We start from the raw sequence: 26,890 nt of genomic DNA, 5'->3' as shown, positions 1-26,890 counted from the left end.
TTTGCTGAAGTCGATGTTCGTGGCTCCGGACCCGGGGCGGCTGCGGTTGCGCAGCGCCACCCGAGCCGTCCTCGGCATCTCGCTGGCGGTCGCGGTCTGCGCCCTGATCGGCCACACGCTGGTCGCGGCGATCATCGCCGGGCTCGCCGCGCTGCTCGCGCTCTTCACCGTCCTCGACACGACGGTCCGCGCCCAGGCGGTCACCACCGCGCTGCTGCCCGTCGTGGGCTTCCCCGTCCTCGCGCTCGCCGCGCTCCTGCACGACCACCCGGTGGCGCGCGACCTGACGTTCCTCGCGGTCATGGGGGCCGGTGTGTACGCGCGCCGCTGGGGGCCGCGGGGCCACTCCCTCGGTGTGTTCGCGTTCATGACCTTCTTCGCGGCACAGTTCCTGCACACGGAGTTCGCGCAACTGCCCGACCTCTACGGAGCGATCGGCGTCGCGCTGCTCGCGTCGTCCACGGTCCGCTTCGGGCTGTGGTGCTACGAGCGGCGCCTGCCGGCCCCGGTGGTGCCGGTGCTCGCCGCGCGCAGGGGGCTCGCGCGGGCCACGACCCGGCAGGCCGTCCAGGCGACCCTCGGCGGTGCCGTCGCCCTCGTCGTCGGCCACCAGCTCTCCGGGGACCGCTGGTACTGGGCCGTCGGCGCCACCTGGTGGATCTTTGTGAACACCGTGTCGCGCGGCGAGACCCTGGTCCGCGGCTTCCGCCGGGTCCTCGGCACGCTGATCGGCATCGCCGTGGGCGCCGCCGTGGTGCTGCCGCTGCACGGTGCCCTGGTGCCGACCGCCGTCCTCGTCGCCGTCTGCGTCTTCGGGATCTTCTACACCGCCGCCGTCTCGTACACGTGGATGATGCTGTCGGTGACCGTGATGGCGGGCGGCCTCTACGGCCTGCTCGGCGTCCTCGACCCGGGGCTGCTCGCGCTGCGGCTCCTGGAGACCGGGGCCGGTGCGCTCGGCGCGGTGCTCGCCGTGCTGCTCGTGCTGCCCGTCACCACCCACGACACGACGACCGCCTGGATCGAGCGAGCCGTGCGCACCGTGCACGCCTGCACCCGGGAGGCCGCGGCGCGCCTCTCCGGCTCGGCCACGGCGGACCCGGCCCCGCACGTCGCCGAGCTGGAGCTGACGCTCGCCCGGGTACGGCTCTCGCTCGCGCCCCTCGTGCACCCGCTCAGCCCGCTGCGCGCGCGGCGGGCCCGTGCGCACCAGGTCATCGCGCTGCTCGACGAGTGCGCGGAGCAGGCACGGAGCCTGACCGCCATCGCCGCCGACCCCGAGGCCGCCCACGACGACCGGCTCGCCGCCGCCTGCGCGCGGGTCGAAGCCGCCGTGGAAGCCCTGATCGCCTCCGAGGAGGCGCTGGTCGGTCCCGCCGCCCCCGCCGCCGTGAAGCACGCGGGCGTCACCGAACCCGCCCTCGCCCATATGCACCGCCTGGAGCACGCGCTGCTGGAACTCGCCGCACCGGTGCGCAGCGCGCCGCGCAGACGCCTCATCGGCGCCTGAGGCCCGGATCGGGAGCCCTGGGCCCGCCCGGGAGTCCGAGGCGCGGCCCCGGAGACCCAGGCCCGGCCCCGGAGATTTGAGGCCCGCCCCCGGAACCGGCGGCCCCGACCGCCTCCCAGTGGTCCAGACCAGCTGCTAGCGTCACCTCCATGGCGCCGCCAGGACGCGGCGCCCGAGGGGCGAACCGAGAGGGGAATGCAGTGGTCGGGCAGGAGCGGCGGGCGTACATCGGGTCCTTCACGCAGGCGGGAGGGCCGGGCATCGTCACCGCGGCGTTCGACGCCGGGTCCGGCGCGCTGACCGTCCTGGGGGCGTCGGACGCCGTCGCCGACCCCTCGTACCTGGCGCTCTCGGCGGACGGCGGCACCCTCTACGCGGTGAGCGAGAGCGCCGAGGGAGCTGTCGCCGCGTTCCGTACGGCGGGCGACACCGTGCGTCCGCTCGGCGCGCCGGTGTCCGTGCGGGCCGCGGGGCCCACCCACCTCGCCGTGCACGAGGGCCTCGTCCACACCGCGAACTACGGCTCCGGCAGCGTCACCAGCGTGCCCGTCGCCGACGACGGAAGCCTGGCCGCCGCGGCGGCGGGCGTGGTGGAGCACCAGGGGTCAGGGCCGGACACGGACCGCCAGGAAGGCCCGCACGCCCACCAGGTGCTGCCCGACCCGAGCGGCCGCTGGATCCTGAGCGTCGATCTCGGCACCGACTCCGTGCGGGTCTGCGCGCCGGGCGACGCCGGGCTCACCGTGCGGCACGAGGTCGCGCTGCGGCCCGGCACCGGGCCGCGGCACCTCGCCTTCCACCCCGGCGGCCGCTTCGCGTACGTCCTGAACGAGCTCACGCCCACCCTCACCGTGTGCTCCTGGGACCCTGACGGCGGCACGCTCCGGCCGCTCGCCGAGACGTCCGTGCTCTCCGGGGAGCCCGACGGCGACGCCTACCCCTCGGAGGTGGTCGTCGCACCCGACGGCCGCTTCCTGTGGACGGCGACCCGCGGCGTGGACGTCATCTCCGTGTTCGCCCTGGACGACGCGGGCGCCACCGCCCGTCTGACGGCCTCCGTGGACTGCGGCGGCGCCTGGCCCCGTGACCTGGCCGTCGACCCCTCAGGGCGCTTCCTGTACGCCGCCAACGAGCGATCCGGGGACGTCACCTGGTTCGCCGTGGACGAGGACAGCGGGCTGCCCCGGATCGCCGGGGCGATCGGGGTCCCGGCGGCGAGCTGCGTGGTCTTCGCCTGAGCGCGCGGCGGCCGGCGCCCGCGCACCTGCGCGCGAGAGCCCGCCCCGGATCCGGAGCGGGCCCTCTCACATCGCGCGGTGGTGCCGTGGTGCGTCCGGCCCGCGTGCGTCAGCGCACCGGCACCCCGGAGGGCTGCGGCGGCGTGATGCCGAGCGCCGTCGTGTACTTCGACAGGGCCAGCTTGCCGATCGCCGGGTAGGCGCCGAGCGGCTCGGCGACGGCGCAGCCCGCCTCCTTCGCTGCCGTCTCAAGCAGGCTCGCGTCGATCTCGGGGCCGATCAGGTACGGGGCGAGGGCCAGCTGGGCCGAGCCCGAGCCGCGCAGCTGCTCCGCGATCGCGGCGACCGAGCCGTCCTCGTCCAGGGCGGCGGCCATCACCGGCACCGCGAGGCGGGCGGCGAGCAGCATGCCGGTGATCCCGGCGGCCTGCACGGCCTCGTCGCCGCCGACCGTGGCGAGGACGATGCCGTCCGCCGCGGTCGCGACCGTGAACAGTCGGGCCCGGTCCGCGCGGGACAGACCCGCCTCGGACAGGCGCACGTGCAGCGCCTCGGCGAGCAGCGGGTGCGGGCCGAGGACGTCGGTCAGCTCGGCCGCGGCGCGGCTGTCCATCACGGCCTGCCGGATGCGGCGCATCAGCGCGTTGTCGGGGCCCGCGAGCAGGGGCACCACGACGGCGACGGGACCCTCGGGGCGGCGGGCGTCCTCGACGCCGGCGGCCAGCGCCTGCTCGTAGCGCGCGGTGCGCTCGGCGGCGGTGCGCGCGAGCACGGCCTGCAGCGTGGGGAACTCGGCCGACGGGCCGGCGTCGGCGTCCGTCCCGTCGACGTAGCCGATCCTGGCGTCGAGGCCGGGCAGCTCGGAGCGGGCGATGGAGGCGACTTCCTCGGCGAGGCCGCGCGTGCCGGTGCTGGGGACGCCCGGCACGGCGAGGACGAGCGCCGGCGCGCCCTCGGGAGCCGCGACGGGCTCCGGGCGGCGGTGCCGGCCCGGCTGACGGGGGCGCGGCATTCGTACGGGCAGGCCCGATGCGGGCCCAGTGGGGGAGCTCATGGCGCCGCATGCTACTGGCTTGCGGGGCTCCGCTGTTCGGGGAGGGTGCAGGTCAGCGGTATTAGTCCGCTTTGTCGGGTGGGTGGGGAGAGGGCCCTGCGGCGCGAGGTGATTTGTGTGTTTGGTGTGGTCGTACGTGACGTGCGAAGCGGGCGGAATCCGTGCTTCGGTGCGCGGTGCTCCGGGCGCCCCGGGGGTCGTACGCCGGTGCGCGCGACCGCCCCGCCCCCCGTCGGGTGCCGGGTCACTCCGCCACGTACAGCAGGCGCGGGTCCCGGGGCAGCGCAAGGGTGTTCGCCGCGAGGTCGGTGGCGATGCGGACGGCGCCGTCGAGGGGGTCGCCGGCGGCCGGGACGCGGCGGGCGTGCGGGAGACGTTCCGTCAGGCGGGCCTCCAGCGGCTCCATGAGCGGGGCGCCGAGTTTCAACAGGCCGCCGGTCAGGGAGATATCGCAGGCCCCGCCGGGCGGGCAGGCCGCGACCGCCGTGTCCGCGATGTGTCCGGCGGCCTCCCGCAGGACACCGGCGGCCACGGGGTCGCCGTCCGCCGCGCACCGCCCCACCTCGGGTGCGAACGAGGCGAGCACGGCGGGCCGGTCCGCCCGCGGATACACCTGCGCGGGCAGGTCCGCCAGCGGGCCGCCGAATACCTTCTCGGCGCGGGCGCGCAGCGCGGCCGAGCCGCCGCGGCGCCCGTCGAGGTCCCGCATCGCCGCCTCCAGGCCGGCCCGGCCGATCCAGGCGCCGCTGCCGCAGTCGCCGAGCAGATGGCCCCACCCGTCGACCCGCCGCCAGCCCGTCAGATCGGTGCCCATGGCGATCAGGCCGGTGCCCGCGGCGACGACGGCGCCGGGCCGCGCGCCGAGGGCGCCCGCGTAGCCGGTCACGGCGTCGGCGGCGAGCGCCACCCGCCGCACCCCGAACACCTCGGCGAGCGCGCCGGGCAACCGGGCGCGCAGGTCGTCGCCGAGCGTCGCGAGGCCGGCCGCACCGACGGCCGCCGCGACGATCCGCCCGCCGCCCGTCGCGCCCAGCAACTGCCGGACCATGGGCGCGAGTTGCTCCATCATGTGGCTGGCGTCGATGCCGTCGGCTCCGGTGCGCACCGGAGCCTGCGACCGTACCGGAGCGCACGGCGGCAGGGCGCCGTCCGCCCCGCCGAGGACGGCCCGCAGCCCAGAACCGCCGGAGTCCACACCGAGGACGAGCGCCCGCTCCGTCACGGCAGCCGCCAGTCCACCGGCTCGGCGCCCTGCCGCGCCAGCAGGTCGTTGACGCGGCTGAACGGCCGCGACCCGAAGAAGCCGCGGTCCGCCGACATGGGCGAGGGGTGCGAGGACTCCACCGACGGCAGCTCGCCGAGCAGCGGCCGCAGATTCCGGGCGTCGCGGCCCCACAGGATCGACACCATCGGCCGGCCGCGCGCGGCGAGCGCCCTGATCGCCTGTTCGGTGACCTGCTCCCAGCCCTTGCCGCGGTGCGCCGCGGGCTTCCGCGGGGCGGTCGTGAGCGCCCTGTTGAGCAGCAGCACGCCCTGCCGTGTCCACGGCGTCAGATCGCCGTTCGACGGCTGGGGCAGGCCCAGGTCGCTGTTCAGCTCGCGATAGATGTTGATCAGGCTGCCGGGCAGCGGTCTGACGTCGGGCGCCACCGAGAAGGACAGACCGACCGCGTGCCCGGGTGTGGGGTACGGGTCCTGTCCGACGATCAGCACGCGCACCTCGTCGAACGGCTGCTGGAAGGCGCGCAGCACATTCGCTCCGGACGGCAGATAGGTGCGGCCCGCGGCGATCTCCGCGCGCAGGAAGTCACCCATGGAGGCGATCTGTTCGGCCACCGGCTCCAGGGCCTTGGCCCAGCCGGCTTCGACGATTTCATGCAAAGGTCGTGGTGCCACGGAGCGTCACTCTACTGCCGTACGCACCGCGCCGATCAACCGATGGCCGAACCCCTTCACCGGACGGGCCGCCCGGCCCTTCACCGGACGGGCCGCCCGGAGCGGCACGGGTCACTCCGGGACGGCGGTACGGGTCACTCCAGGACGGCGGCGCGCACGCACAGGACATCCGGCAGGTGTGAGGTCAGTTGCTCCCAGGTGTCGCCGTCGTCCGCGGAGGCGTACACCTCGCCGTTGCGGTTGCCGAAGTAGATGCCCGCCGGGTCCGCGCCGTCCGTGCACATGGCGTCCCGGAGCACCACTCCGAAGTGGTCGCCCTGGGGCAGGCCTTCGGTGAGCGGCTCCCAGCTCTTGCCCGCGTCCGCCGTGCGGTAGACGCGACAGCGCCGGTCGGCGGGGACGCGGTCCGCGTCGGCGGTGATCGGGAACACGTACGCCGTGTCGCCCCGGTGCGGGTGGGCGACCGCCGCGAAGCCGAAGTCCGATGGCAGACCCTCGCCGATATCCGTCCAGTGGGCGCCGGAGTCGTCGCTGCGGTACACCCCCCAGTGGTTCTGAAGATACAGGCGGTCCGGGTCCGCCGCGTCCCTGGTGACCTTGTGCACGCACTGGCCGAGCTCCGGGTCCGGATCCGGCATGAACACCGCGGAGACGCCGGAGTTGGAGGGCCGCCAGCTCGCGCCGCCGTCCTCGGTGCGGAACACGCCCGCCGCGGACACGGCCACCGTGACGGCGGCCGGGTCGCGGGCGTCGGTGAGGATGGTGTGCAGCCCCTCGCCGCCGCCTCCCGGCTGCCACTGCGAGCGCGACGGGTGCTCCCAGAGCGGGCGGACGAGCGTGAAGCTCTCGCCGCGGTCCTCGGAGCGGTACAGCGCGGCGGGCTCCGTGCCCGCGTACACCACGTCGGGTTCCGCGGCGGCCGGGTGGAGCTGCCACACCCGCTCCAGGGAGGCGCCGGTGTCCTTCGGGAACTTCACCGCGGGTTTGCGCGGCTCCGTCCAGGTCCGCCCCAGGTCGTCGGAGTGGAACACCGACGGCCCCCAGTGCGCGCTGTCGCCGCCGACGAGGAGGCGGGGGGCCGGGCCGCGGGTGTCGATGGCGACCGAATAGATCGCCTGCGCGTTGAAGTACGGACCGTCGTCGAACTGCCACGTGCCGTGCGTGCGGCGGGCGACGAACAGGCCTTTTCGGGTTCCCACGGTGAGCAGGACATCAGCCATGGCTTGCACCTTTCGGACGACTCGGACGGCGCTGTCTCGAATACGGCTCAGTCTGCACCCAGCCACTGACAACGACCCTCCTGAACCGCGTCCGCGCAGGTCAGGGCGCAGGTCAGGGCGCAGGTCAGCCGTGCAGCTCGCGGGCGAGGTCGGCGATCGCCCCGGGCCGCACCCGGCAGCAGCCGCCGACGAGCCGTGCCCCCTCGGCGCGCAGGGCGGCCAGCCGCCGCGGATCGAAGCGGTCCGGGCCCCGCCAGGAGCGGGACGCGTCGTCCCACGTCTCGCCCGAGTTGGGATAGACCACGACGGGCCTGCCCGTGACGCGGGCGGCCAGGGGGACGGCGGCTTCCGCGTCACGCGGGTCGCAGCAGTTCACTCCCACCGCGACGACCTCGTCGGCCTCGGCGGCGAGCGCGAACGCCTCGGTGAGCGGCTGACCGGCACGGGTGCGGGAGCCGGCCACGGTGTACGACAGCCAGACGGGCACACCGAGGCCGCGCGCCGCCCGCAGCAGGGCACGGGCCTCGTCGGTGTCGGGCACGGTCTCCAGGGCGAGGACGTCGGGCGCCGCGTCGGACAGGATCTCCAGGCGGGGCCGGTGGAAGCGCTCCAGGTCGGCCACCGACAGGCCGTAGCGGCCGCGGTACTCGGAGCCGTCGGCGAGCATCGCCCCGTACGGACCCGCCGACGCAGCGACCCACAGGGGGCGGTCCGCGTCCGTCGCCGCCGCGGCCTCGCGGGCGAGGGTGACGCTCAGCCGCAGCAGCTCCGCCGTGCTGACCACGTCGACGCCGTGGCGTGCGAAGCCCTCGAACGTGGCCTGGTAGCTCGCCGTGGTCACGACGTCGGCGCCCGCCTCGTAGTACGTCCGGTGCGCCGCCCGTACCGCGTCGGGCTCCTCGGCGAGCAGCCGCGCCGACCACAGGGAGTCGGACAGGTCGTGGCCCGCGGCCTCCAACTGGTTGGACAGGCCGCCGTCGAGGACCAGGGCGCCGCGGGCGAGGGCCGCGGCGAACCCGTCGCCCCCGCCGGTCCCCGACCCGGGGCTCGCCACGTCGTTCATACTCCTGACGGTAGCCGAGACGCGGTGAGCGGGAACTGACGGGCGGCCTGCCGACCCTCGCCGTCCGGCGTGGACACCGGCGGCTCCGCCGTCGCGCACACGTCCTGCGGTCGCCACGTCCCGCGCTCGGGGGCGGCGGGCACGGAAGCGGCACCCCGACGGAGGCTTCGCCGCCGACGGGGTCGCGCCGCTCAGCGGCGCGCGGTCCCTGGCCTGCGCGGTGCCTCAGGAAGATGCTGGTCCGCCCAGGTACGGCCGGGAGTTGCCGCTCCCGGCCGTACCTGGGTGGAGGGCGTGCTACTCGATCTCGCGCATCATCTTCTCCATCGAGCCGACGGAGCGGCGGGTCTGCGCCAGCTCCTCCCGGGTCTGCTGCAACTCCTCCAGGGAGCGCTTGTGCAGCGCGACATTGTCCTCCAGCAACTGTCCGTACCGCAGGGCGAGTTCTCTGTACTGCTCCTCGCGGGCCGCGAGCATCCGGGCCCGCCAGGTGGCGGCGAGCTGCCAGACGAACACGATCGCCAGCAGGAAGAACCCGGCGGCGCCGACGCCGCCGACCCACTCCGCGTCGGCGAGCGTCACCTGTTGTCCGTTCACTTCATGACCTCTTTGTCCTCGGCACCGTCGGCCATCGGCCGGTCCCCGGCGTCCTCGTCTTCCTCCGGCCCGACCCGCTTGACCGTGAGCGTCTCGACGGCGGACGCGACGGTGTCCGGCGTCAACTCGTAGAGGAACGGGGCGACGTGGAAGTACTTGACCGTCCTGCCGTCCGCCGCCGTCTCCAGGGACCCGATGACGAGCCCGACGGCCTCCAGGCGCTGCAGATGCATGTGCAGCAGCGGTCGCCCCATCCCGATCTCGCGGGCCAGCGCGCTGACGTAGTTCCGACGGGCCGTCAGCGCCGCGACGATCCGCATGCGGTGCGGATTGCCCAGCGCCGTCAGGACCTTCAGAAGCTGGTCACCGGTCGGTCCCTGATGCGGGACCTCGGCCATCGCCGCCCCTCTCCCTCATACCTGTCAGATAAGGCTGACAGCGGCACGGAAGACCTGTCAAAGGTTCCTGACACATCTCAGGGTCGGATGGGGGACATCTCAGGGGCGCTCCGGGGAGGCCTCGGTCCTGAGGTAGCGGGCGAGGAGGTCGTCCAGGGTGACCATGCCGGTCAGACGGCCCGAGTCGTCGCAGACCAGGGCGAGCGAGGCCCGCCGGTGGCGCAGTTGCTCGACCGCGTGGGCGAGCGTGGTGTCCGCCGGGAGTTCGGGCAGCGGGCGGGCCAGGTCCCGGGCGCTGGTGCCGCGGCCCCGGGCGCGGGCCACCAGGGCGTCCCGGGCGTGCACGGAGCCGAGTACGGTGCCGCCGTCGCGGACGAGCAGCCGGGTGCGGTCGTGCTCGGCCGCCGTGCGCAGGACCTCGTCGGAGCACGCGTCCGCCTCGACGCCGACGATGTCCGTGGCCGGGGTCTGGAGGTCGCCCACCGGCGTGAGCGGCTCGGTGAGGGAGCGGGTGATCAGCTCGGAGTCGTCCTCGCTGATCAGGCCGAGGCGCCGGGACTCGGCGACGAGATGGGTGAGCTGCTCGCGGTTGTGCACGGAGGCCAGCTCGTCGCGCGGCTCGACCCGGCACAGGCGCACCAGGCCGTTGCTCATCCGGTTGAGTACCCCGATGAGCGGCCGTACGACGGCCACCGTCGCACGGAAGGCCGGGGTGAGCAGCATCGCGGACCGCTCCGGGTGGGCGATGGCCCACGACTTGGGCGCCATCTCGCCGAGCACCATGTGCAGGAACACCACGACGATCATCGCGACGGCGAAGGAGACGCCGTAGCTCAGACCGGTCGGCAGGCCCAGGCGGTGCAGCAGCGGGTCGAGTTCGTGGGAGATGGCGGGCTTGGAGAGGGAGCCCAGGCCGAGGGTGCAGACGGTGATGCCGAGTTGGGCGCCCGCCAGCATCAGGGACAGCTCCCGCATACCGGCGAGGACCGCCTTGGCGCCGCGCCTGCCCTCGGCCGCCGCCTTCTCCACGCGGTGGCGGCGGGCGGCGACGAGGGCGAACTCGGCGGCGACGAAGAAGCCGCTGCCGATCAGGAGCAGGACGGTGACGAACACCGCAAGGGGGAAACTCACGAGCGGTCCTCGTCTCCTTCGGCCCGCGCGTCCTCCCGACGGGCCCGCCCGTCGTCTCCGTGGGCTCGCGCGCCCGGGTGCCGCTCCGCGTCCGGCAGCAGCTCCAGGCGCACCCGCGCGGGCACGTGCCGGTCCAGGGCGCACACGTCGATGGCCACCCGGGCCGTGCCGGAGCCGTCGGCCGGGCGCAGCGTGAGGCGGTCGCCGACGGCGGGGAAGCGGCCGAGCCGGTCCACGACGAGGCCCGCCACGGTGTCGTAGTCGTCCTCCTCGGGCAGGTGGATGCCGGTGGCGCCGGCCACTTCGTCCAGGCGCCGGCCCGCGTCCACCAGCCAGCCGCCGCCGTCGCGCACGGCGACCCGCACCACTTCGTCGCTCTCGTCGGCGATGTCGCCGACGAGCTCCTCGGCGATGTCCTCGTACGTGACGATGCCCGCGACCCCGCCGTGCTCGTCGAGGACGACGGCGAACTCGTCGTCGCGCGCCCGCATCTGCCGGACGGCCCCCGGCAGCTCCAGCGTGTCGGGGAGCAGCAAGGGCGGCCGGGCGAGGGCGGCGGCGGTGACGTCCGGCAGGTCGTGCCCGCCCGTCCGCATCAGCTCGCGTACGCCGAGGACGCCGGTGACGTCGTCGGGGTGGTCGCCGAGCACCGGGTAGTTGGAGTGGCCGTGCCGGGCGATGAGGCCGACGGCTTCGGCGACGCTCGCGTCCTCGCGTACGAAGACGGTGTCGACGCGCGGCACCATCACCTCGTCCAGGGTGCGGTCGGAGAACTCCAGGGCGTGGCCGAGGAGGTCGGCGGTGTCCTTGGGCAGCTCGCCGCGTTCGTGGGACTCGCCGATGAGGTGGCCGAGCTCCTCCAGGGACGCGCCGTGGTGCAGCTCCTCCACGGGCTCGATGCCCACGCGGCGGAGCAGCCGGTTCGCGGCCCCGTCGAAGATGCGCACCACCGGGCCGACGACCTTCAGATAGGCGAGCGTGGAGGCGGCGAGGGACATGGCGAGGCGTTCGGGCACGGCGATGGCGAGGTTCTTCGGCGCCAGCTCGCCGAGGACCATCTGGATCACGGTGGCGAGGACGAAGGCGAGCACGACCGAGACGCCGGTGACGGCGCCCGCGGGCAGGCCGATGCCGGTCAGGACCGGCTTGAGCAGCGTGGACACGGACGGCTCCGCAAGGAAGCCGACGACGAGTCCGGTGACCGTGATCCCGAGCTGGGCCCCGGAGAGCATGAAGGAGAGCCGCTCCAGGACCTTCAGGGCGCGGTCGGCGCGCCGGTCGCCCGCCTCGGCCGCACGGGCGAGCGCGAGGCGGTCCGCGGAGACGTAGGCGAATTCCTGGGCGACGAAATAGCCGGTGCCCGCGGTCAGGACGAGAACGGCGAGCAGGCCGAGCACGGCACTCATCGGACACCACCCCGCCGGGTGCCGGGTCCCGCCGTCCCGGCTCGGCGCGCGGTTCCGGCCGGGGCGGCCGGGCGGCTGCTGCCGGCCGGAGAGCAACGGTGTGGTCGGTGTGGTCGGGGACAGTGCCCCGGGGGGTCCGGGTCCGTCGGGGAGGCGGACAAAGGGTGGCTCCTCGTGCATCGTCTGTGCCGATGCAACGATTCTGATCCCGCCCGAGTTCCCCCGCTACCGCTACCGCTACCGCTACCGCTACCGCTACCGCTACCGCAGCGGCGTCTGCCGCTGCCCCAGGACGTCGGGCGGTTCCTCCAGTTCCTCGTACAGCTCCGCCAGCGCGGTGTGGTCGTCGGCGGTGCCGGTGTGCGGTCCGGCGAACCAGTCCGTGTACTCGGCGATCTCGGAGAGCCGCCAGTCGAGCGCGAAGAGGTCGATCATCGCGGGGTCGGGGCGGAGCAGGTCGCCCGCGCCCGCGGCGAGCAGGTCGGGGTGGTCGCGTTCGCGGGGCGCGAGGGCCAGGGACTCCCAGTCGACCAGCTTCAGGCCACCGGACGTCAGGACCTGGTTGGCGTGGTGCGGCTCGCCGTGCGTCGGCACCCAGGTGTCGTGCCGGGACCGCGCGACATCAGCGAGCTCCAGATAGCGGCTGCTCCAGCGCTCGATCGCGTCCCCGCGCGCGGCGAGCGCGCGCCGCGCCCGCTCCGCCAGCGGCCCGGACGTCCAGGGGCGTGCGGTGCGCTCGCGCAGCTCGCCGGCGAAGCCGGGGCCGATCAGCGGCGCCCAGGCGCGCAGCCCGGCGGGCGGCACGGCGTGGTGCAGCGCGGCCAGCGCCGCCACGACCTTGCGCACGTGGGCGGGCGCGCCCGCCTGCTCCTGGGTCGGCGTCCGGCCCTCTAGCCAGGGCGTCACGGAGAGCGACCCGGCCCCGTCCTCCCGGCCCTCCCCGCCCTTCACGTCCACCGTGAAGCGCCCGGACCGGGTGGGCAGCGGCGCGCACACCACGTCCACGCCCGCGGCCGCCAGCGCGGCGGCCCCCGCGTACGCGGCCTCCAGTGAATCCCCGGTGTGCCGGCGCCCCGGCCGGTCGAGGGTCACGAACAGGGTCGTGGTGCCGTCGGACACCCGCCAGTGGTACGCGCCGAACCCCCAGGGCAGATGGGTGGCCTCGGTGGCCGCGGGCAGCCAGTGCGCGGCGACGGTCCGCGCGATCGCCGTGTCGTCGATGAAGGAGGGGCGGGAGAGCACGGGACTTCCTTCCGGGGCGGGTGTGCCGGGGCGGGGCGGACATGCGAGGACCGGCTCAGCCGATGGTGGATGAGCCGGTCCGGTGGCCGGTGGTACGGCGCGCGACGGGTGTCAGACGTTGACGCCGAAGTCCGAGGCGATGCCGCGCAGGCCGCTGGCGTAGCCCTGGCCGACGGCGCGGAACTTCCACTCGGCGCCGTGCCGGTAGAGCTCGCCGAAGACCATCGCGGTCTCGGTGGAGGCGTCCTCGGAGAGGTCGTAGCGGGCGATCTCCTGGTTGTCGGCCTGGTTGACCACGCGGATGAACGCGTTGCGGACCTGGCCGAAGCTCTGCCCGCGGTTCTCCGCGTCGTGGATGGAGACCGGGAACACGATCTTCGTGATGTTGGCCGGGACACCGGCGAGGTTCACCTTGACGGCTTCGTCGTCGCCCTCGCCCTCACCGGTGAGGTTGTCACCGGTGTGCTCGACGGAGCCGTCGGGGCTCGTGAGGTTGTTGTAGAAGATGAAGTGCTGGTCGTCGACGACCTTCCCGGACTCACCGACCAGCAGGGCCGACGCGTCCAGGTCGTAGTCGGTGCCCGTCGTGGTCCGCACGTCCCAGCCGAGGCCCACCAGTACGGCCGTCAGACCCGGCGCCTCCTTGCTCAGCGAAACGTTGCCGCCCTTGGACAGGGAAACTCCCACTGCACACCCTCCGTTGCCGTCGCGTTCTGTTCGCCATGCGTTGTGCTGTTGCGTCCTGCTGAAGTGTGACCTACGCGTGCGCGTGCGTCGCGTACGCGTCGTCCTCGGCAAGGACGCGGACCGCGGCCCCCCGGTTGCCTTCCTTGGGGTAATCCCCGGGACCGCCCCCGGGGACGCGGGGCGCGCCGGGGTTCTACGGTGGCCCGGCCAGGAGCGGCAGGAGTCGGGGGACTTCTGCGAGGGGGGCTCCTGCCGAGCGGCTATCAGGCCGGAGGTCCGGACATGCATTCTTCCCGCAGGCGCTGCATCCACAGCGGAACGAGCGGACGGCTCGCCTCGACCAGCACCGACGACATCGACGCCCTCGTGGCGGGGCTCAAGGACCGGCCGCGGGTCGTCCTGCACTTCCACGGCGGACTCATCGACGACCAGCTGGGGTTCGCGACCGCCGAGCGGCTGGCACCGGTGTACGAGGACGCGGGGGCCGAGCCCGTGTTCTTCGTGTGGAGCAGCGGCCTCCTGGAGACCCTGGCGGGCAACCTGCCCCGCATCATCGAGGAGAGCGTCTTCCAGACCCTCCTGAGCCGCGTCACCCGCTACGCCGCGGGGCTGGTCCTCCAGCGGCCCGGTCAGCGCACGGCCGGCTCGCTGTCCGCGCCGCCCGCGAAGGCCGTCGCCGCCGAACTGGCCCTGCTGCGCACCGGACAGGAACCGTACGCCCGCCATCCCGTGCCCGCGGAGGTGCCGCCGCTCGGCGACGGCGAACGCGTCCGCATCACCGCCGAACTGTCGGCGGACTCCGAACTCGCCGACCGCAACCGGGAGATCGTGGGCTCGGTCCTGCGTTCGGCACCCGGGACGACCGCCGCGCGTGACATCGACGGGGGGCGCGCGGCGGTCGCCACACTCATGTCACCGGACGTGGTGGCCGAACTCGCCGCGGAGGCGGAGGCGGGCGGCAACCGCCGGGCCCTGGTGACCTCCGCGCTCCTCGTGCGCAAGACGGTGCGGGTGATCGGCGCCGTCGTGAGGCGGTTCCGCGACCGCACCGACCACGGGCTCTACCCGACCGTCGTCGAGGAGATCCTCCGGGAGTTCTACCTGGCCAACGTGGGCGCCGCCATCTGGGACGCCATGAAGCGGCAGACGGCCGACACCTTCGCCGAGGCCCCGGAGGTGCGGGCCGGGCGCTACTTCCTCGACCGCTTCAGCGCGCTCCTCGCGTCCGGCACCCGGCCCCAGGTGACCGTCGTCGGGCACAGCGCGGGCGCCGTCTTCATCGGCAATCTCCTCGACGACCTCGCCCGCAGGCGCGCCGCCGCCGACGACCCGCTGCCCGCCGACTTCCGCGTCCGCGACGTCGTGCTCCTCGCGCCCGCCTGCACGGTGTCCCACCTGGTGCCCGCCGTCCGGCAGCAGAGCGACCTCTTCGACCGGCTGCGGATGTTCACCATGACCGACGAGGCCGAGCGCGACGACCAGCTCCTTCCGGTGCTGTACCCGCGCTCGCTCCTCTACTTCATCTCCGGCGTCCTGGAGCGCGGCCCCGAGGGGCGGTCCGCGCTCGCCCCGATCGCCGGGATGCAGCACTGGTACACGAGCAAAGGCGCCTTCGGTGAGCGGGACTCCGCCGACCTGCGGGCCTTCCTCGGGTCCGACGCGCGGCGCACCGTCTGGTCGCCCGTCGAGGGCGGCGAACCCGGGCTGAACTCGGGCGCCCGCTCGCACATCGCGTTCGACCACGACCCCGCGACGCTGGCCAGTCTCGCCCGGATGCTCGCCGACTGACGGGGTCGGCACGGACGGACCCGCGCGGCCGCACCCGGCCGCCGCCGGGCCCACAAAGGGGGAAGCCCGATGAACGACCTGCACTACGCCGTGGTCGTCGGCATCAACCGCTATCCGGCGATCACCGACCTGCAAGGCGCCCGTGGCGACGCGACCCGGTTCCGCGACTGGCTCGTGGACCCGGCGGGCGGCGGCGTCCCGGAGGCGAACGTCGCGCTCGTCACCGCCACCGAGCACGACGAGAGCAAAGCCGACGTCCTGAGCGCCGTCCCGACCCGCGAGAACGTCAACCAGGCCCTGTACCGGACCAACACGGCCGTCCGCGCCGCTGTCGAGGGCGACGCGGCCGCCTGGGCCGACACCCGTCTGTACGTCTTCCTCGCGGGACACGGCATCGCCCCGTTCGGCGGCGACGCCGCGCTGCTCATGGCCAACGCCGCGCTCGACCTGCTCGGCAACCACATCGCCGTGCGCCCGTACCTGGCGTGGTACGAGTCCGCGTCGCCGTTCCACGAGATCGTGATCTTCGCGGACTGCTGCCGGACCCGCTTCGGCGGTGTCGCCGCCTTCGGGCCGCCGTTCACCGACACGACGGAGGCCCCCGACAAGGTGGAGTGCTTCGTCGGCTACGCGTCGGCGCTCGGCGACCCGGCCTACGAACAGCAGGAGTCCGCGCCGGACCGGTCCCGCGGCCACTTCACCTCGGCCCTCCTGGAAGGACTGCGCGGGGCGGGCGGCGGCACCGTCACGCCCGAGGGCCGGGTGACGTCCGACAGCCTCGCGCCCTACGTGCGTCAGCACGTACTCGACCGCACCCGGAACGAACCGGTGCCCCAGGAGGCCCGGTTCCTGCGCGAGACCAGCACGCCGATCGTCCTCGCCGAGGGGCTGCGGGGCGTCGGGTCGTATCCGGTGACGCTGCGCTTCCCGGCGGGGTTCAGGGGCCGGGTGGAGCTGCGGGGGCGCGGCATCACCGGTCCGCGCTGGGTGACGATCGAGGGCGCGGACCATGTGGAGTCGCTCGTGCCCGGGTTCTACAAGGCGGTGCCCGAGAGCGTCATGGCGCCGGACTTCACGGACGGCGGATTCTTCGAGGTCATGACCGGGGGTGGCAGCGTTGTCCAGTTCTGAGCAGCGGCGGGAACAGCGGGAGCAGGCGGCACGGCCGGAGCCGCAAGAGGAGCAGGAGCGGTCCGAGCGGCGGGAGGAAGTGCCGTTCGTCGTCATCCCGGACACCCCGTCGGTCCTCATCACCGTGACCGACGAGACGCTGCACGAGGTCGCGCACGGCATGGGCACCATCGAGACGACCGTGGCGCCCGGCATCTACCGCATCGAGCAGCGCTTCGCGGGCGCGGTGAGCTCGCGCTTCGTCGAGGTCGGCGAGGACGCCCGCACCGAGCGCCTCGCGCTGCCCCGCATCGCGGCGCCCGAACCTGTCGAGCGGACGGTCACCGCGCAGGCGGCACACCGCGAGGCCGCGCTGCGGTGGAGCAGGAAGTCCACCCACCGGCGGGGCGAGCCCTCGCTGATGGTGCTCCTGCGCACCCTGCGGCGCGGCTGGCGGCTCGACCCGTACGCCCTGGAGGTCACCGCCGCGGACGGCGGGGCCGTGGACGGCGGCGAGGACGGCTGGCAGGTGGACCCGCAGCAGGGCTGGGCCGCCTGGAGCGGCCGGGTGCAGCCGGGCGGCTACCGGCTGCGGCGGCGCGGGCCCGCCGGCGACGGTCTGCCGCTGGCCCAGGCGCTGTGGGTGTCGCGGGGCTGGAGCACGCTCGTGTTCGTCAGCAGCGGTCCGCACGGTCCGCAGCCGCAGCACGCGACGGTGGAGATGACTCCGCTCGGCACCGGCTGGAGCCCGGCGGACGAAACGCTGAGCCTCGCCCGCGAGGCGGCGTTCTCCGGTCTGCGCCAGGGCCTGGACCTGACGTCGGACCAGCAGCTGTTCCCGATGCTGGACTCGGAGCGGATCGACCCGTTCCTCGGCATCGTGGGCGCGCACGCCATGCTGCTCGACCACCGTCCCGACCTGCGCCGCGTGGACGAACTCGTCCGCCGCCTCGCACCCCATGTGCCCGGCCACCCGGACGTCGCCGCCCTGCGCACCCTCCTGGAAGGGCCGTCCGCGCAGGTCGCGTCGCCGCCGATGCTGGCCGCCTCCTGCCGGCTCCTCATCCGGGCGGACGGCACCGACCCCGGAGTGATCAAGGACGGTTCGCCGGCGGAGCAGGCCGCCGAGCACCTGGTGGGCCGCGGGGTGTGGACGACCTGGCTGGAGGAGGAGCGGCGGCCGGTGTCGGCGGACCGCGGGGGGCCCGGTACGTGGGGCGCGGGGGAGCACACGTCCGGGTCCCGGCCGCCGGTCGCCGACGCCGCGAGCCGCGTCCAGGCCTACGTACGCGAGATCGCGGACCTGACGGGCAAGCCCGTGGGCGAGGTCCTGCGGGACGTGTCGCGGGACGAGCTGTGCCGCAGGACCGGGCTGCCGCACAAGCCGGTCGAGCGGGCCATCGAGCAACTGCGGAAGGCGGAGGCGGAGCCGGAGCCGGGCCCAGGGCGGGAGCCGTGGGAGCCGGAGCGCGCGCCGGAGTGAGAGCGCCCCGGGGCCGGGAGGAACGGGGGTTCGCCCGGCCCGCGGGGACCGGGGCCGTCGCGAGCCCCGTCGGGGCCGTCCCGGGCTCCAGGAAACGAGGGCAAGTCCCCGGAGTACCAGGACTACCAGGGGAAGGCGGAGGGGCCGGGCGGCTCGGGGGAGCCCGGCCCCTCCTCGACGTGCACGGGCGGCCTCTTCGACGTGCGCGGCGGCGGCCCCTCGACGTGCACGGGTGGCCGTGCGGGCCCGCACGAGAGGCGGGCCCGCGAACGTTCCTCGGGCACCCCGTCCAGGGCGTGAGCGATCGCTGAGGTGGTGGCCGCGACAGCCAGCGCGTCGCTCAACCAGGGGAGTTCCCCCTTCTCCCCGCATCCTGGACGGGGCACGTCCCATCGTGACGGGCGGGCGTCACCGCAGCGTCACGCCTTCCGGGGGCGTAAATGCATACCGTGCCGTATTGGCGCACACCCTGTCGCACCAGCCCACACCCCGTCACACCAGCGCGTGCCGCAGCATCGCCGAGAACTGGCCCGACGGCTCCACGCCCAGCTCCCCGAGCAGCAGTTCGCGGAACGTCTCGTACTGCCGTACCGCCTCCGTCAGATTGTGCTCGGCGAGGTGCACGGACACGACGGCGCGGTGGGCGCTCTCGCGCAGCGGGTCGACGCGGGTGCTCTCCAGGGCGGCCTCCAGGGCGGGCGCGTACTGGCCGCGGGCGAGGAGCCGGGCCGACAGGGCCTCCAGGGCGTGCAGCCGTAGCTGATGCAGCCGCTCCCGCTCGAAGGCCACCCAGTCCTGCTGCCACCCGGGCAGCAGCTCCCGGCCCCCCAGCAGGACCTGGTAGATCGTCAGCATCCGGGAACGCCCCGCCGGAGACGGGTCGGCGGCCAGGACCTGGCGCGCGGCCAGGGTGAGGTCCGCCACGTCCACGCGCACCCTGCCGCTGAGCGAGAGCGTCCCGTCGCGCGCGTCCGTGATCGCCGAACCCGCGCCGTTCAGACGCCACATGGCGGTGCGCAGGCTGGCGCGGGCGCGCGTCTCGGTGACGTCGGGCCACAGCGTGCCGGCGAGTGCGGAGCGCGTCGCGGCACCGCACAGCGCGAGCCGCGCGAGCATCTGCTGGCCGCTCGCGGGCACTTCCAGCTGCTCGGCGGCGCGGGCGTCGAGACAGCCGGGGTTGTCCGGGCAGTCGGCCGAGCAGCGCCCCCGCGCGCCCGCGCCGCCGGGACCCGGTGGTCCGCAGGCGGTCTCGGCGCTCTCCCTGGTCAGAAGAAAACCACCGAGCAGCCGCAGCCGCAGCACCGGCCGTTCGTCGCCGGCCGTGCCCTGGATGATGCAGACCATCGGGCCACCTCCCGTGGGCTCCCGCGTTCGCCCTGCCCCTACCGGCACGAAGGTAGGCGCGGCGCGGCCCGTGCGCCTCGGGGGCCGTACCGGGGTTTTCCCCGGGTGCCCGCTCAGCCCGCGGACGGCGCCGACGGGGACCCGGTGTGCGGTCCGAGGCGCCGCACTAGGCCGATCCGGGAGCTGATGCCGAGCTTCGCGTAGGTGTGGCCCAGGTGGTACTCGATGGTCTTGACGCTCAGCGCGAGCGTGGTGGCGATCTGGCGGTTGGTGAGTCCCTGCGCGGCGAGGCGCGCCACCGCGAGTTCCTGCGGGGTGAGCGCCCCGTCCAGGCCCTCGTCACCGGCGTGCCGGTCCCGCTCGTCGGCCGGCAGGTCAGGGGCGGCACGGCCGCAGGCGGTCAGCTCCCGTACGCACCGCGCCCGGTAGGGCTGCGCGCCGAGCGCCGTCATCGTCGTGTACGCGGCCTGCAACTGGGCGATCGCCAGGGACCTGCGGCCGATGCGGCGCAGGAACGCGCCGTGGTCGAGTTCGACGCGGGCCCGCGCGAACGGCAGCGGCGCCTGCGCCGCGTGGTCCTGCGCCCGCGCGAACGCGGCCTGCGCGCGCTGCGTGTGGCGCCGCGCCGCGGCCAGGTTGCCCCGGACCCGCGCGGCCGCCGCGAGCGAGGCGTGCCGGCCGCGCGTCCGCGCCCGCTCCTCGAACGGGGCGAGCACCTCCTCCGCCTCGTCGAGCTCGCCCAGCTGCACCAGCGCGTCGACGAGCAGCGGCTGCCAGTCCACCACGCCCGGCTCGTTCACCCCGTCCTGCTCGGCGAACCGCAGCAGCGGACGCACCGCCTCCACGACCTCCCGCGGCTCGCCGCGGGCGTCGGCCAGGCACCCGCGGGCGCGCACCGCGTACGCGAAGGCGACGGGCGTCTCGGCGCCGCCGGGCACGTCGAGGGCGGTCCGCAGATGCTCCGCCGCTCGCTCCCAGACGCCGCGCGCGGCCAGGATCTGGGCGGCCACGCCGTGCGTGACCGGCTTCAGCCACGACTGGTCGGTGTCGTCGGCGATGGAGGCGGCCGACTCGGCGTGGATCAGCGCCTCGTCCCACTCGCCGAGCCGGTGCAGCGTCTGGGCAAGGGCGGAGGCGGAGAGCAGCCGCAGCGGCACCGTCGTCGTCCGGCAGTTGGCGACGGCGCCGAGGAGGTCACGGCGCGCGCCGTGCAGATCGTCCGACCACAGCCGCAACTGCCCCCGGGCGAGCAGCAGATCGATGCTCTTCAGCGGCACGACCATCGGGTCGGGCAGGCCGGCCGCGAGCGCGATGCCGTCCTTGGCCCGGCCGCTGAGGCCGAGGGCGATGAGGTGGTTGAAGCGCAGCATGCGGCTCGGGCCCTGCGCGGTGGACAGGCGCTGCGCGCGCTCCGCCCACTGCGCGGCAACCGCCGCGCGCCCGCACATCACGGCGGCGTAGCTCAACTGCTCGGCGGCGCGCGCCGCGAGGGACGGGTCCTGCTCCCGGTCGCACTGCTCCCAGGCGTCCACGAGCAGCGTCCAGGCCTCATCCGTACGGCCCTGCACCCGCGCCACATAGCCGCGTACGTAGCCGCGCAGCGCCGGGTCGGAGCAGTCGGGGAGGCCGCCCGCGAGCTCCGCCGCCTCCTGGACCCGGCCGTCGAGCAGCAGCGCCTCCACGGCCTCGACGGCGAGGCGGTCCCGCTCGCGGGGGCTCGTGGCCGCGCGGGACGCGTGCCGCAGATGGGTGCCCGCGACGGCCCACTGGCCGGTGGCGGCCTCCCGGCGCGCGCAGGCGGCGAGGGCGTCGGCGAGCTGCTCGTCGGGTCCGGTGGCGGCGAGCACGCGGTGGCGCAGCCGGGTGTATTCGTCGTCGACCAGTTCGGCGGCCCGGGTGTGCAGGGCGGCGCGCTGGGCGGGCCCGATGTCCTGATAGACGGCCGCGTGCACCAGCGGATGCGGGAAGGCGACCTCGGGTGCCACCCCCGCGGGCGTCTCGCGCAGCAGACCGGCCCGCACGGCCCGTTCGAGTGCGGGCAGCGGCTGCGCCACGCGGGCCAGCCGGGCGGCGCTGCCGAGCCGGCAGCCGATCCCGAGCACGCTCACCGCCTGCACCAGGCGCTGGGTGCTCGGACCGCACCCGGCGAGGTTGGCGAGGACCAGCATGGCGTACGAGCGCGGCGCGGGCAGCGGCGTCGTCACGTCGAGCAGCACGGCGGACGGCACCTGGTCCAGCAGGGCGCGGGCGTGCAGCGGGTTGCCGTGGGTGTGGTCGTGCAGCCGCAGCGACGCGGAGTGGGGCAGCCGGGCCACGCCGAGGCGGGTGCTGAGCGCGGACAGCTCGCCGGGGGTCAGCCCGTCCAGGGCGAGACGGCGGGTGCGGGCGTCGGTGAGCAGCCTGCGCAGGCCGTCGGGCAGCTCGGGCACCTGCGGGTCGCGCAGCGCGACGATCGCGAGGACCCGGTCGTGGCGCAGCCGGCGCAGCGCGAACGTGAGCGCGTTCAGGGACTCGGGGTCCGCCCAGTGCGCGTCGTCGACGACCAGGACCACGGGGCCCTTGCCCTGCACCTCGCTCAGCAGGTCGAGCAGGCCGAAGCCGGCGGCGAGCGGCGGCAGGTTCGCGTGCAGCGACTGCGGTATCCGCACCAGCCCGGCCAGGGTCTCCGGCACCGGCAGCGGGCTCTGCCCGACGAGCTGGGCGAGCACCCCGCACGGCAGCGCGCTCTCGTTCTCCTCACCGCTCGCGTGCAGCACACAGGTGCCGTGCACCGAGTCGAGGAACCGGCGCACGAGCGCCGTCTTGCCGATCCCGCCGGGCCCTTCGAGCAGGACGAGGCGGGGTGTGCCCGTGCACACGTCCGCGAAGTCCTGCTGCAAGGACGCCAGTTCACGGGCGCGGCCGCAGAAGGCGTCGCCGGGCGCGGCGGAGTGGAAGAGGTCGTGCGGTGCGTCCTCCGGTGTCATCGCTGCCCCCGCGCGTCGGCACCCGCCGCGGGTGACCGGAATGAGACGGTGACCCGTGCCGGACGCATGGAACCTGGCCAGGACACCACGATGCTGGGCGACCAGCGCTCCGCACAAGGCGAATTCCGCCCTCCGCCCGCGCTTGTCGGCCGCCGTGGCGCATTCGGGGTCAGGGCGGCGTGCGGTCGGCGCCCGGCGGCTCCGGGCGCGAGGGCTCCGGGCGCGGATCCACTTCCGGGCCCGCGGCGTCCGCGAGCGCCGGTTCGAGCAACGAGAGCAACTCCAGCCAGCCGTGGAACGGCCGGGGGCTCGCGCAGCTCTCGGACGCGACGCTCCCGCACACGTGATCCTGTTCGCGGTACACCTCGATGACGTAGCGCACAACGCCTCCCGGGGGGCCGGCCCAGGGCGTGAGCCGTGTCGCGTGACGATGCCCACCAGCGTAGGAGCGGCGTCCCCGGCGCCGCGTCGGTGCGGCACCTAGGGAAGTCCCTAGGGTGGGGGAGCAGTTGCCGCCGCGACCACGGTGACCGGGGCGCAGGCGGTGTTGCCGGGTGCCGCGCGGTGCGCGAGTGTTCCTGCCATGGACCGTGACCACGACCACGCCCCTGACTCCCTCCCGTCCCGTCGCCCCGACTCCGGGGCCGCAGCGCCCGCCGCGTCGTCCGGGCCCTCCACGCCGTCCACACCGCCTGCGCCGTCCACACCGCCTGTGTCGTCCGTGCCTGCCGCGCCTACCGCGCCTACCGCGCCCGCCGGGCCCGCCGGGCTCGCCGTGTCGTCCGCGCCTGCTGCGCCGTCCGTGCCCGCCGTACGGTCTGTGCCTGACGTACGGTCTGTGCCCGGCGTAGCATCTCCGCCCGACGCACGGTCTGCTTCTGCCGCACCGCCCGTGCCTGCCGCACCGCCCGCCGGGCCGCCCGTGCCCGCCGGGCCGTCCGCGCCCTCCGCGCCGTTGGAGTCGTCCGCCCTCCTGCCGCGGCTGTCGCGCCGTCAGCTCCTCGTCGCCGCGGGCGCTGCGGGTGCCGCGGGCGCCGCCGGTGCGGCCGGCGCGGTGACGGCGACGGCCGCACCGGCCGCCGCCGCGGCGCGGGAACCCGCGGCGGTGCCGCTGTCCTTCACTGCGGCGACCAACGGCTCGGCGACCCTCTCGCCCGCCGGTGACCGCCTGATCGCCGAGGTGCAGCACGTCCTGTGGTCCACGGGGCGCAAGGGCGGCACGGCGAAGCCGCTCACGGAGCCGGGCCTGGAACCCAACCGGCCGGTGTACGCGCCCGACGGCCGTCTCGTCGCGTTCTGCGCCTACAAGGGCGGCGGCTTCCACATCTGGACCATGCGCCCGGACGGCTCCGACGTACGGCAGCGCACCGAAGGCCCCTGGGACGACCGCGGCCCCGCCTGGTCGCCCGACGGCACCCGCCTCGCCTACGCCTCCGAACGCGGCGGCGACCCGGTGCAGGGCAGCCCCTACCGCATCCACGTCCTCGACCTGCGCACCGGCGAACAGACCCGGGTGACGGGACTGCCCGGCCAGGAAGGGCCGCTGCAGGACGGCCCCTGGGAGGACTTCGACCCGGCCTTCACCCCGGACGGCAGACGGATCCTGTTCGTCCGGGCGAAGGTGGTCACGACGGCCACCGGCCAGGCCCTGGAGGCCCGCACCGTCGCCGCCGTCCCCGCCGACGGCGCGGGCCCGGTCGCGGTGGAGCACACTGAGACCGAGAAGGCCCAGGTCATGACGCCCGCCCCGGCCCCCGACGGCCGCCGCGTCGCCTATCTGCGGACCACCCCCGCGCCGACGGCGTCCTGCACGCTCGTCGTCGACGGCAGACGCGTCGACGTCGCGGGGGACGTCGCGCCGGTGCCGCCGCGCTGGACGAAGGACGGCGAGCTGCTGCTCACGGTCGACGGCCGCTTCACCCTCGTACGCCCCGACGACCCCGGCCGGCGCACCGAGCTGCCCTTCACCGGCGTGCTGACCGTCGACCGGCCCCGCTACCGGGTCAAGGAGTACGACCTCGGCCTCGCGGAGGGCCGGGTGCGGCCGGTCCGCGGTATCCACCTGCCCGCCCTGTCCCCGGACGGCAGCCGGGTCGCCTTCGCCGCCCTCAACACGCTGTGGCTCGCCGACACGTCCGGCGGCGGGGCCCCGCGGCGACTGCGCGGCGCGCAGCCCACCGGCTACCTCCTCGGGCCGAGCTGGGCCCGCGACGGCCGTTCCCTGGTGTACGCCGACGACCGGGACGGGCTGCTCGGCGTCTACCGCCGCGACATCGCCACCGGCAAGGAGACCGCGCTCGCGACGGGCGGCCGCGTGCACCCGGCCGTCTCGCCCGACGGCGAACGGCTCGCCTGTCTGGACATGACGGGACGGCTCGTCGTACGGGACCTCGCCGCGGGCACCGAACGCGTCCTCGCCGACCCGATGGGCGGCGGCGGGCTGCCCGGACGGCCGAGCTGGTCGCCCGACGGCACCCGCATCGCGCTGTGCGACCGCAACCGACTGAACCTGCGCTTCCGCGAGGGCTACAACCTCATCCGCGTCGTCGACGCCACCACCGGCGCCGCCCGGCTGCACGCCGTCGCACCGCACACCTCCGTCGCCGACCGCTACGACTCCGGACCCGTCTGGTCGCCGGACGGCCGCTGGATGGCCGTGGTCGTCGAGTCGGCGCTGTGCGTGCTGCCCGTCGCGCCCGACGGCTCCCCGCGCGGAGACCTGCGCACCCTCACCACGGAACCGGCCGACCACCCCTCCTGGTCGGGCGACTCCCGGACGCTCCTGTACCTGTCGGGTGCCCGGCTGCGCCTCATCGGCGTCGACGGCGGCTCCGCCCGCACCGTGCGCATCCCCCTCGACCAGCGCAGGCCCGCGCCCGCCGACACGGTCGTGCACGCGGGACGGCTGTGGGACGGCACCGGGGACACCGTCAGGGAGGACGTCGACATCGTCGTGCGCGGCGGCCGCGTCGCCGCCGTCGAACCCCACCGCGCCGCCCGCAGGGGCGGCCGCCGGCACATCGACGCCTCCGGCCGCACGGTCCTGCCGGGGCTGTGGGACACCCACACCCACCCCTGGCAGAGCACCTACGGCGGCCGCCAGACCGCGGGCCAGCTCACGTACGGGATCACCACAGCCGTCTCCCTCGGCGGCTTCGCCTACGAGCAGGCCCGCATCCGGGAGGCCGTCGCCACCGGGCAGCTCGCCGGGCCCCGCCTGCTGAGCACCGGCGAGCTCCTCGACGGCAGCCGCGTCGCGTACAGCATGGGCCGCGCGCACCGCACCCGCGCGGGTCTGCGCCGCTCCCTGGAGCGGGCCGAGCGGCTCGACTGGGACTTCGTCAAGACGTATGTGCGGGCGCCCGGATGGGTGATGGAGGAAGCGGCCCGGTTCGCCCACGAACGCCTCGGTGTGCGCGCGGGCAGCCACTTCCTGTCCCCCGGCATCCAGACGGGGCAAGACCTGACGACCCATCTGCAGGCAACGCAGCGCGCCGAGTTCGGACACGCCACGACCGCGTCCGGGCGTTCCTACGAAGACGTCCTGGAGATCTACAGCGCGCGGGGCGCACGCTTCGCGATGATCGCCACGCCGTTCACGTCCTCGCCGCTCCTGGGAGCCGACCCGGCACTCGCCGACGACCCCCGGGTCACGGCCGTGATGCCGCCGTGGGACGCCGCCCAGGTGCGCAAGGGGGCGGGCGAGCCCCCGACCCCGGACCAACTGGCCACGCTGCGCCGGGAGACCGACGTCTACCGGCGCATCCTCGCCGCGGGCGGCCTCGTCGCACTCGGCACGGACCAGCCCCTGGTGCCGGTCGGCCTGTCCCTGCACCTCGGCCTGCGCGCCCTGCACCGCGGCGGTCTCTCCCCGGTCGAGGCGCTGCGCACCGCGACCGTGCTGCCCGCACGCCTCTTCGGCCTCGCGGACGACCTGGGCACCGTGCAGCCCGGCAGGATCGCCGACCTCACGGTGGTGGACGGCGACCCGTTCACCGACTTCGCCACCCTGGTCCGCACGGTGTCGGTGCTGCGCGGCGGCGTCCCCTACGACACCGCCGACCTCGTGTCGGCGTTCCCGGCCCCACCGAGGCACGAGCGCGGGGGCGGCGACTGGCTGGAGGTGGGGAGGCTGATGCGGCGGGACGGGTGCTGTGATCCCGGGGTGTAGCGCCCGGGGGTTCGGGCCGGGGGTGTGGGCCCGGTGCGGGCCGGGCGCCGGGCCAGACGCAGCGGCTGGGGTTGCGTGGCCAATGTGGCGACGACCAGCCTGAGTGAAACTCCGCAGCCTCTCAAGCCTTCTTCCCCGAACAGTAATAGCAATGCGACACCCATCGGCCCCACCATCCGCACCGGACCTCCACCCCCGCCCGAATAGCGCCAACCACCACACCGCGCCGCCCAGAGTCACCATCACCCCTTCGGGAAAGGTTCTCGACAGCGTCAGGATTCAGCCACGCGGTGGCAGAATCAGTCCCTCTCTTTTCGGATATGGAACTGTGCGGGGATCTCCGCAGGCCACGGCCGTCGGTGACGCCTGCCAGCGTCGGGCCGGTCCTGGGGGAGGCCGGTATCGGCGACCCGCTGCCCGAGCGGAACGAGGGCAGGGTATTACGGGTGTCCCCGTCCTTTTGGCCAATCGTTCGTCAAGCATTCTGTTGGTCGATGTGCCGCCATAAAATAGCGCCTGGTCTATTTTTGATGAGAGCAGAGGCGCGAGCGGAACGGTCGCATCTCGTGCGGCGATGTGGCATGGC

At 74.8% G+C, this 26,890-nt stretch carries 21 protein-coding genes; 6 read left to right on the top strand and 15 right to left on the bottom strand.

The annotated features are described in order from the left end of the window. Window position 1: 1 nt before the first annotated feature. Entirely contained in the window at window positions 2–1,510 is a 1,509-nt protein-coding gene (locus tag GPA10_RS13305; RefSeq protein ID WP_157165684.1) for an FUSC family protein, read from the top strand. 149 nt (window positions 1,511–1,659) lie between these two features. After that, window positions 1,660–2,748: a lactonase family protein gene (locus GPA10_RS13300; protein WP_157165683.1), complete on the top strand. Its 1,089-nt coding sequence runs from the start codon at window positions 1,660–1,662 to the stop codon at window positions 2,746–2,748. A 109-nt stretch (window positions 2,749–2,857) separates the two neighbouring features. On the opposite strand, the gene GPA10_RS13295 is transcribed toward GPA10_RS13300, so the two are convergent. From GPA10_RS13295 to GPA10_RS13245, 11 genes are all read right to left on the bottom strand, one after another. Then, window positions 2,858–3,802, bottom strand: coding sequence for a sirohydrochlorin chelatase (locus GPA10_RS13295; protein ID WP_079087133.1), 945 nt, complete (start codon window positions 3,800–3,802; stop codon window positions 2,858–2,860). Between the two features lie 244 nt (window positions 3,803–4,046). Next, window positions 4,047–5,024, bottom strand: coding sequence for an N-acetylglucosamine kinase (locus tag GPA10_RS13290; protein ID WP_241845685.1), 978 nt, complete (start codon window positions 5,022–5,024; stop codon window positions 4,047–4,049). Beyond that, on the bottom strand, window positions 5,021–5,698 hold the full coding sequence (locus GPA10_RS13285; protein ID WP_058852842.1) for a uracil-DNA glycosylase: 678 nt from the start codon (window positions 5,696–5,698) through the stop codon (window positions 5,021–5,023). Before GPA10_RS13285 ends, GPA10_RS13290 begins: the two co-directional genes overlap by 4 nt. Window positions 5,699–5,832: 134 nt before the next feature. Beyond that, a complete protein-coding gene (locus GPA10_RS13280; RefSeq protein WP_079087135.1) occupies window positions 5,833–6,984 on the bottom strand; it encodes a WD40/YVTN/BNR-like repeat-containing protein in 1,152 nt (383 codons plus the stop codon). A 58-nt stretch (window positions 6,985–7,042) separates the two neighbouring features. After that, window positions 7,043–7,981 carry a homocysteine S-methyltransferase gene (gene mmuM / locus GPA10_RS13275; RefSeq protein WP_157165681.1) on the bottom strand — a complete coding sequence of 313 codons (939 nt, stop codon included), beginning with the start codon at window positions 7,979–7,981 and terminating at the stop codon, window positions 7,043–7,045. Window positions 7,982–8,278: 297 nt separating this feature from the next. Then, window positions 8,279–8,578, bottom strand: a complete 300-nt coding sequence (locus tag GPA10_RS13270) for a hypothetical protein (RefSeq protein WP_058852845.1) — start codon at window positions 8,576–8,578, stop codon at window positions 8,279–8,281. Further along, a complete protein-coding gene (locus GPA10_RS13265) occupies window positions 8,575–8,976 on the bottom strand; it encodes an ArsR/SmtB family transcription factor (protein WP_058852846.1) in 402 nt (133 codons plus the stop codon). Before GPA10_RS13265 ends, GPA10_RS13270 begins: the two co-directional genes overlap by 4 nt. A 99-nt stretch (window positions 8,977–9,075) precedes the next feature. After that, a complete protein-coding gene (locus GPA10_RS13260) occupies window positions 9,076–10,107 on the bottom strand; it encodes a hemolysin family protein (protein ID WP_343040767.1) in 1,032 nt (343 codons plus the stop codon). Next, complete coding sequence (locus GPA10_RS13255; protein ID WP_157165680.1) at window positions 10,104–11,513, bottom strand: hemolysin family protein; 1,410 nt, start codon at window positions 11,511–11,513, stop codon at window positions 10,104–10,106. Before GPA10_RS13255 ends, GPA10_RS13260 begins: the two co-directional genes overlap by 4 nt. Window positions 11,514–11,774: 261 nt before the next feature. Next, window positions 11,775–12,755 (bottom strand): phosphotransferase family protein, encoded by a 981-nt coding sequence (locus tag GPA10_RS13250; RefSeq protein WP_343040766.1) that lies wholly within the window; start codon window positions 12,753–12,755, stop codon window positions 11,775–11,777. Window positions 12,756–12,866: 111 nt separating this feature from the next. After that, window positions 12,867–13,442 carry a TerD family protein gene (locus tag GPA10_RS13245; protein ID WP_343040765.1) on the bottom strand — a complete coding sequence of 192 codons (576 nt, stop codon included), beginning with the start codon at window positions 13,440–13,442 and terminating at the stop codon, window positions 12,867–12,869. Between the two features lie 282 nt (window positions 13,443–13,724). On the opposite strand from GPA10_RS13245, the gene GPA10_RS13240 reads away from it, so the two are divergent. From GPA10_RS13240 to GPA10_RS13230, 3 genes are all read left to right on the top strand, one after another. After that, window positions 13,725–15,230 (top strand): hypothetical protein, encoded by a 1,506-nt coding sequence (locus tag GPA10_RS13240; protein WP_157165679.1) that lies wholly within the window; start codon window positions 13,725–13,727, stop codon window positions 15,228–15,230. Window positions 15,231–15,299: 69 nt separating this feature from the next. Continuing rightward, the gene (locus GPA10_RS13235) at window positions 15,300–16,361 is read left to right on the top strand and encodes a caspase family protein (protein ID WP_058847718.1); all 1,062 of its coding nucleotides are present in this window, start codon (window positions 15,300–15,302) and stop codon (window positions 16,359–16,361) included. Further along, the gene (locus GPA10_RS13230; protein WP_157165678.1) at window positions 16,348–17,823 is read left to right on the top strand and encodes a hypothetical protein; all 1,476 of its coding nucleotides are present in this window, start codon (window positions 16,348–16,350) and stop codon (window positions 17,821–17,823) included. The genes GPA10_RS13235 and GPA10_RS13230 overlap by 14 nt, the downstream gene beginning before the upstream one ends. A gap of 122 nt (window positions 17,824–17,945) precedes the next feature. On the opposite strand, the gene GPA10_RS13225 is transcribed toward GPA10_RS13230, so the two are convergent. The 4 genes from GPA10_RS13225 to GPA10_RS13210 form a co-directional block, all read right to left on the bottom strand. Then, window positions 17,946–18,167, bottom strand: coding sequence for a hypothetical protein (locus tag GPA10_RS13225; RefSeq protein ID WP_157165677.1), 222 nt, complete (start codon window positions 18,165–18,167; stop codon window positions 17,946–17,948). Between the two features lie 148 nt (window positions 18,168–18,315). Next, window positions 18,316–19,167, bottom strand: coding sequence for an AfsR/SARP family transcriptional regulator (locus GPA10_RS13220; RefSeq protein WP_157165676.1), 852 nt, complete (start codon window positions 19,165–19,167; stop codon window positions 18,316–18,318). A gap of 113 nt (window positions 19,168–19,280) precedes the next feature. Further along, complete coding sequence (locus tag GPA10_RS13215; RefSeq protein ID WP_058847722.1) at window positions 19,281–22,133, bottom strand: LuxR family transcriptional regulator; 2,853 nt, start codon at window positions 22,131–22,133, stop codon at window positions 19,281–19,283. Window positions 22,134–22,302: 169 nt separating this feature from the next. Continuing rightward, a complete protein-coding gene (locus GPA10_RS13210) occupies window positions 22,303–22,515 on the bottom strand; it encodes a hypothetical protein (RefSeq protein WP_058847723.1) in 213 nt (70 codons plus the stop codon). A gap of 540 nt (window positions 22,516–23,055) precedes the next feature. On the opposite strand from GPA10_RS13210, the gene GPA10_RS13205 reads away from it, so the two are divergent. Further along, complete coding sequence (locus GPA10_RS13205) at window positions 23,056–26,304, top strand: amidohydrolase family protein (RefSeq protein WP_425505738.1); 3,249 nt, start codon at window positions 23,056–23,058, stop codon at window positions 26,302–26,304. Window positions 26,305–26,890 lie beyond the last annotated feature (586 nt).

Source organism: Streptomyces typhae, from assembly GCF_009755605.1.
Taxonomy (GTDB): Bacteria; Actinomycetota; Actinomycetes; order Streptomycetales; family Streptomycetaceae; genus Streptomyces; species Streptomyces typhae.
The sequence above is the reverse complement of the archived record's forward strand: the minus strand, read 5'-3'. Positions and strand labels throughout refer to the sequence as shown.

Excerpts from the sequence above, each read along its gene's own strand:
- GPA10_RS13300 (WP_157165683.1), top strand. The coding sequence starts at position 1,660 with ATGGCGCCGCCAGGACGCGGCGCCCGAGGGGCGAACCGAGAGGGGAAT.
- GPA10_RS13295 (WP_079087133.1), bottom strand. The coding sequence starts at position 3,802 with ATGAGCTCCCCCACTGGGCCCGCATCGGGCCTGCCCGTACGAATGCCG.
- mmuM (WP_157165681.1), bottom strand. The coding sequence starts at position 7,981 with ATGAACGACGTGGCGAGCCCCGGGTCGGGGACCGGCGGGGGCGACGGG.
- GPA10_RS13265 (WP_058852846.1), bottom strand. The coding sequence starts at position 8,976 with ATGGCCGAGGTCCCGCATCAGGGACCGACCGGTGACCAGCTTCTGAAG.
- GPA10_RS13255 (WP_157165680.1), bottom strand. The coding sequence starts at position 11,513 with ATGAGTGCCGTGCTCGGCCTGCTCGCCGTTCTCGTCCTGACCGCGGGC.
- GPA10_RS13240 (WP_157165679.1), top strand. The coding sequence starts at position 13,725 with ATGCATTCTTCCCGCAGGCGCTGCATCCACAGCGGAACGAGCGGACGG.
- GPA10_RS13235 (WP_058847718.1), top strand. The coding sequence starts at position 15,300 with ATGAACGACCTGCACTACGCCGTGGTCGTCGGCATCAACCGCTATCCG.
- GPA10_RS13220 (WP_157165676.1), bottom strand. The coding sequence starts at position 19,167 with ATGGTCTGCATCATCCAGGGCACGGCCGGCGACGAACGGCCGGTGCTG.
- GPA10_RS13215 (WP_058847722.1), bottom strand. The coding sequence starts at position 22,133 with ATGACACCGGAGGACGCACCGCACGACCTCTTCCACTCCGCCGCGCCC.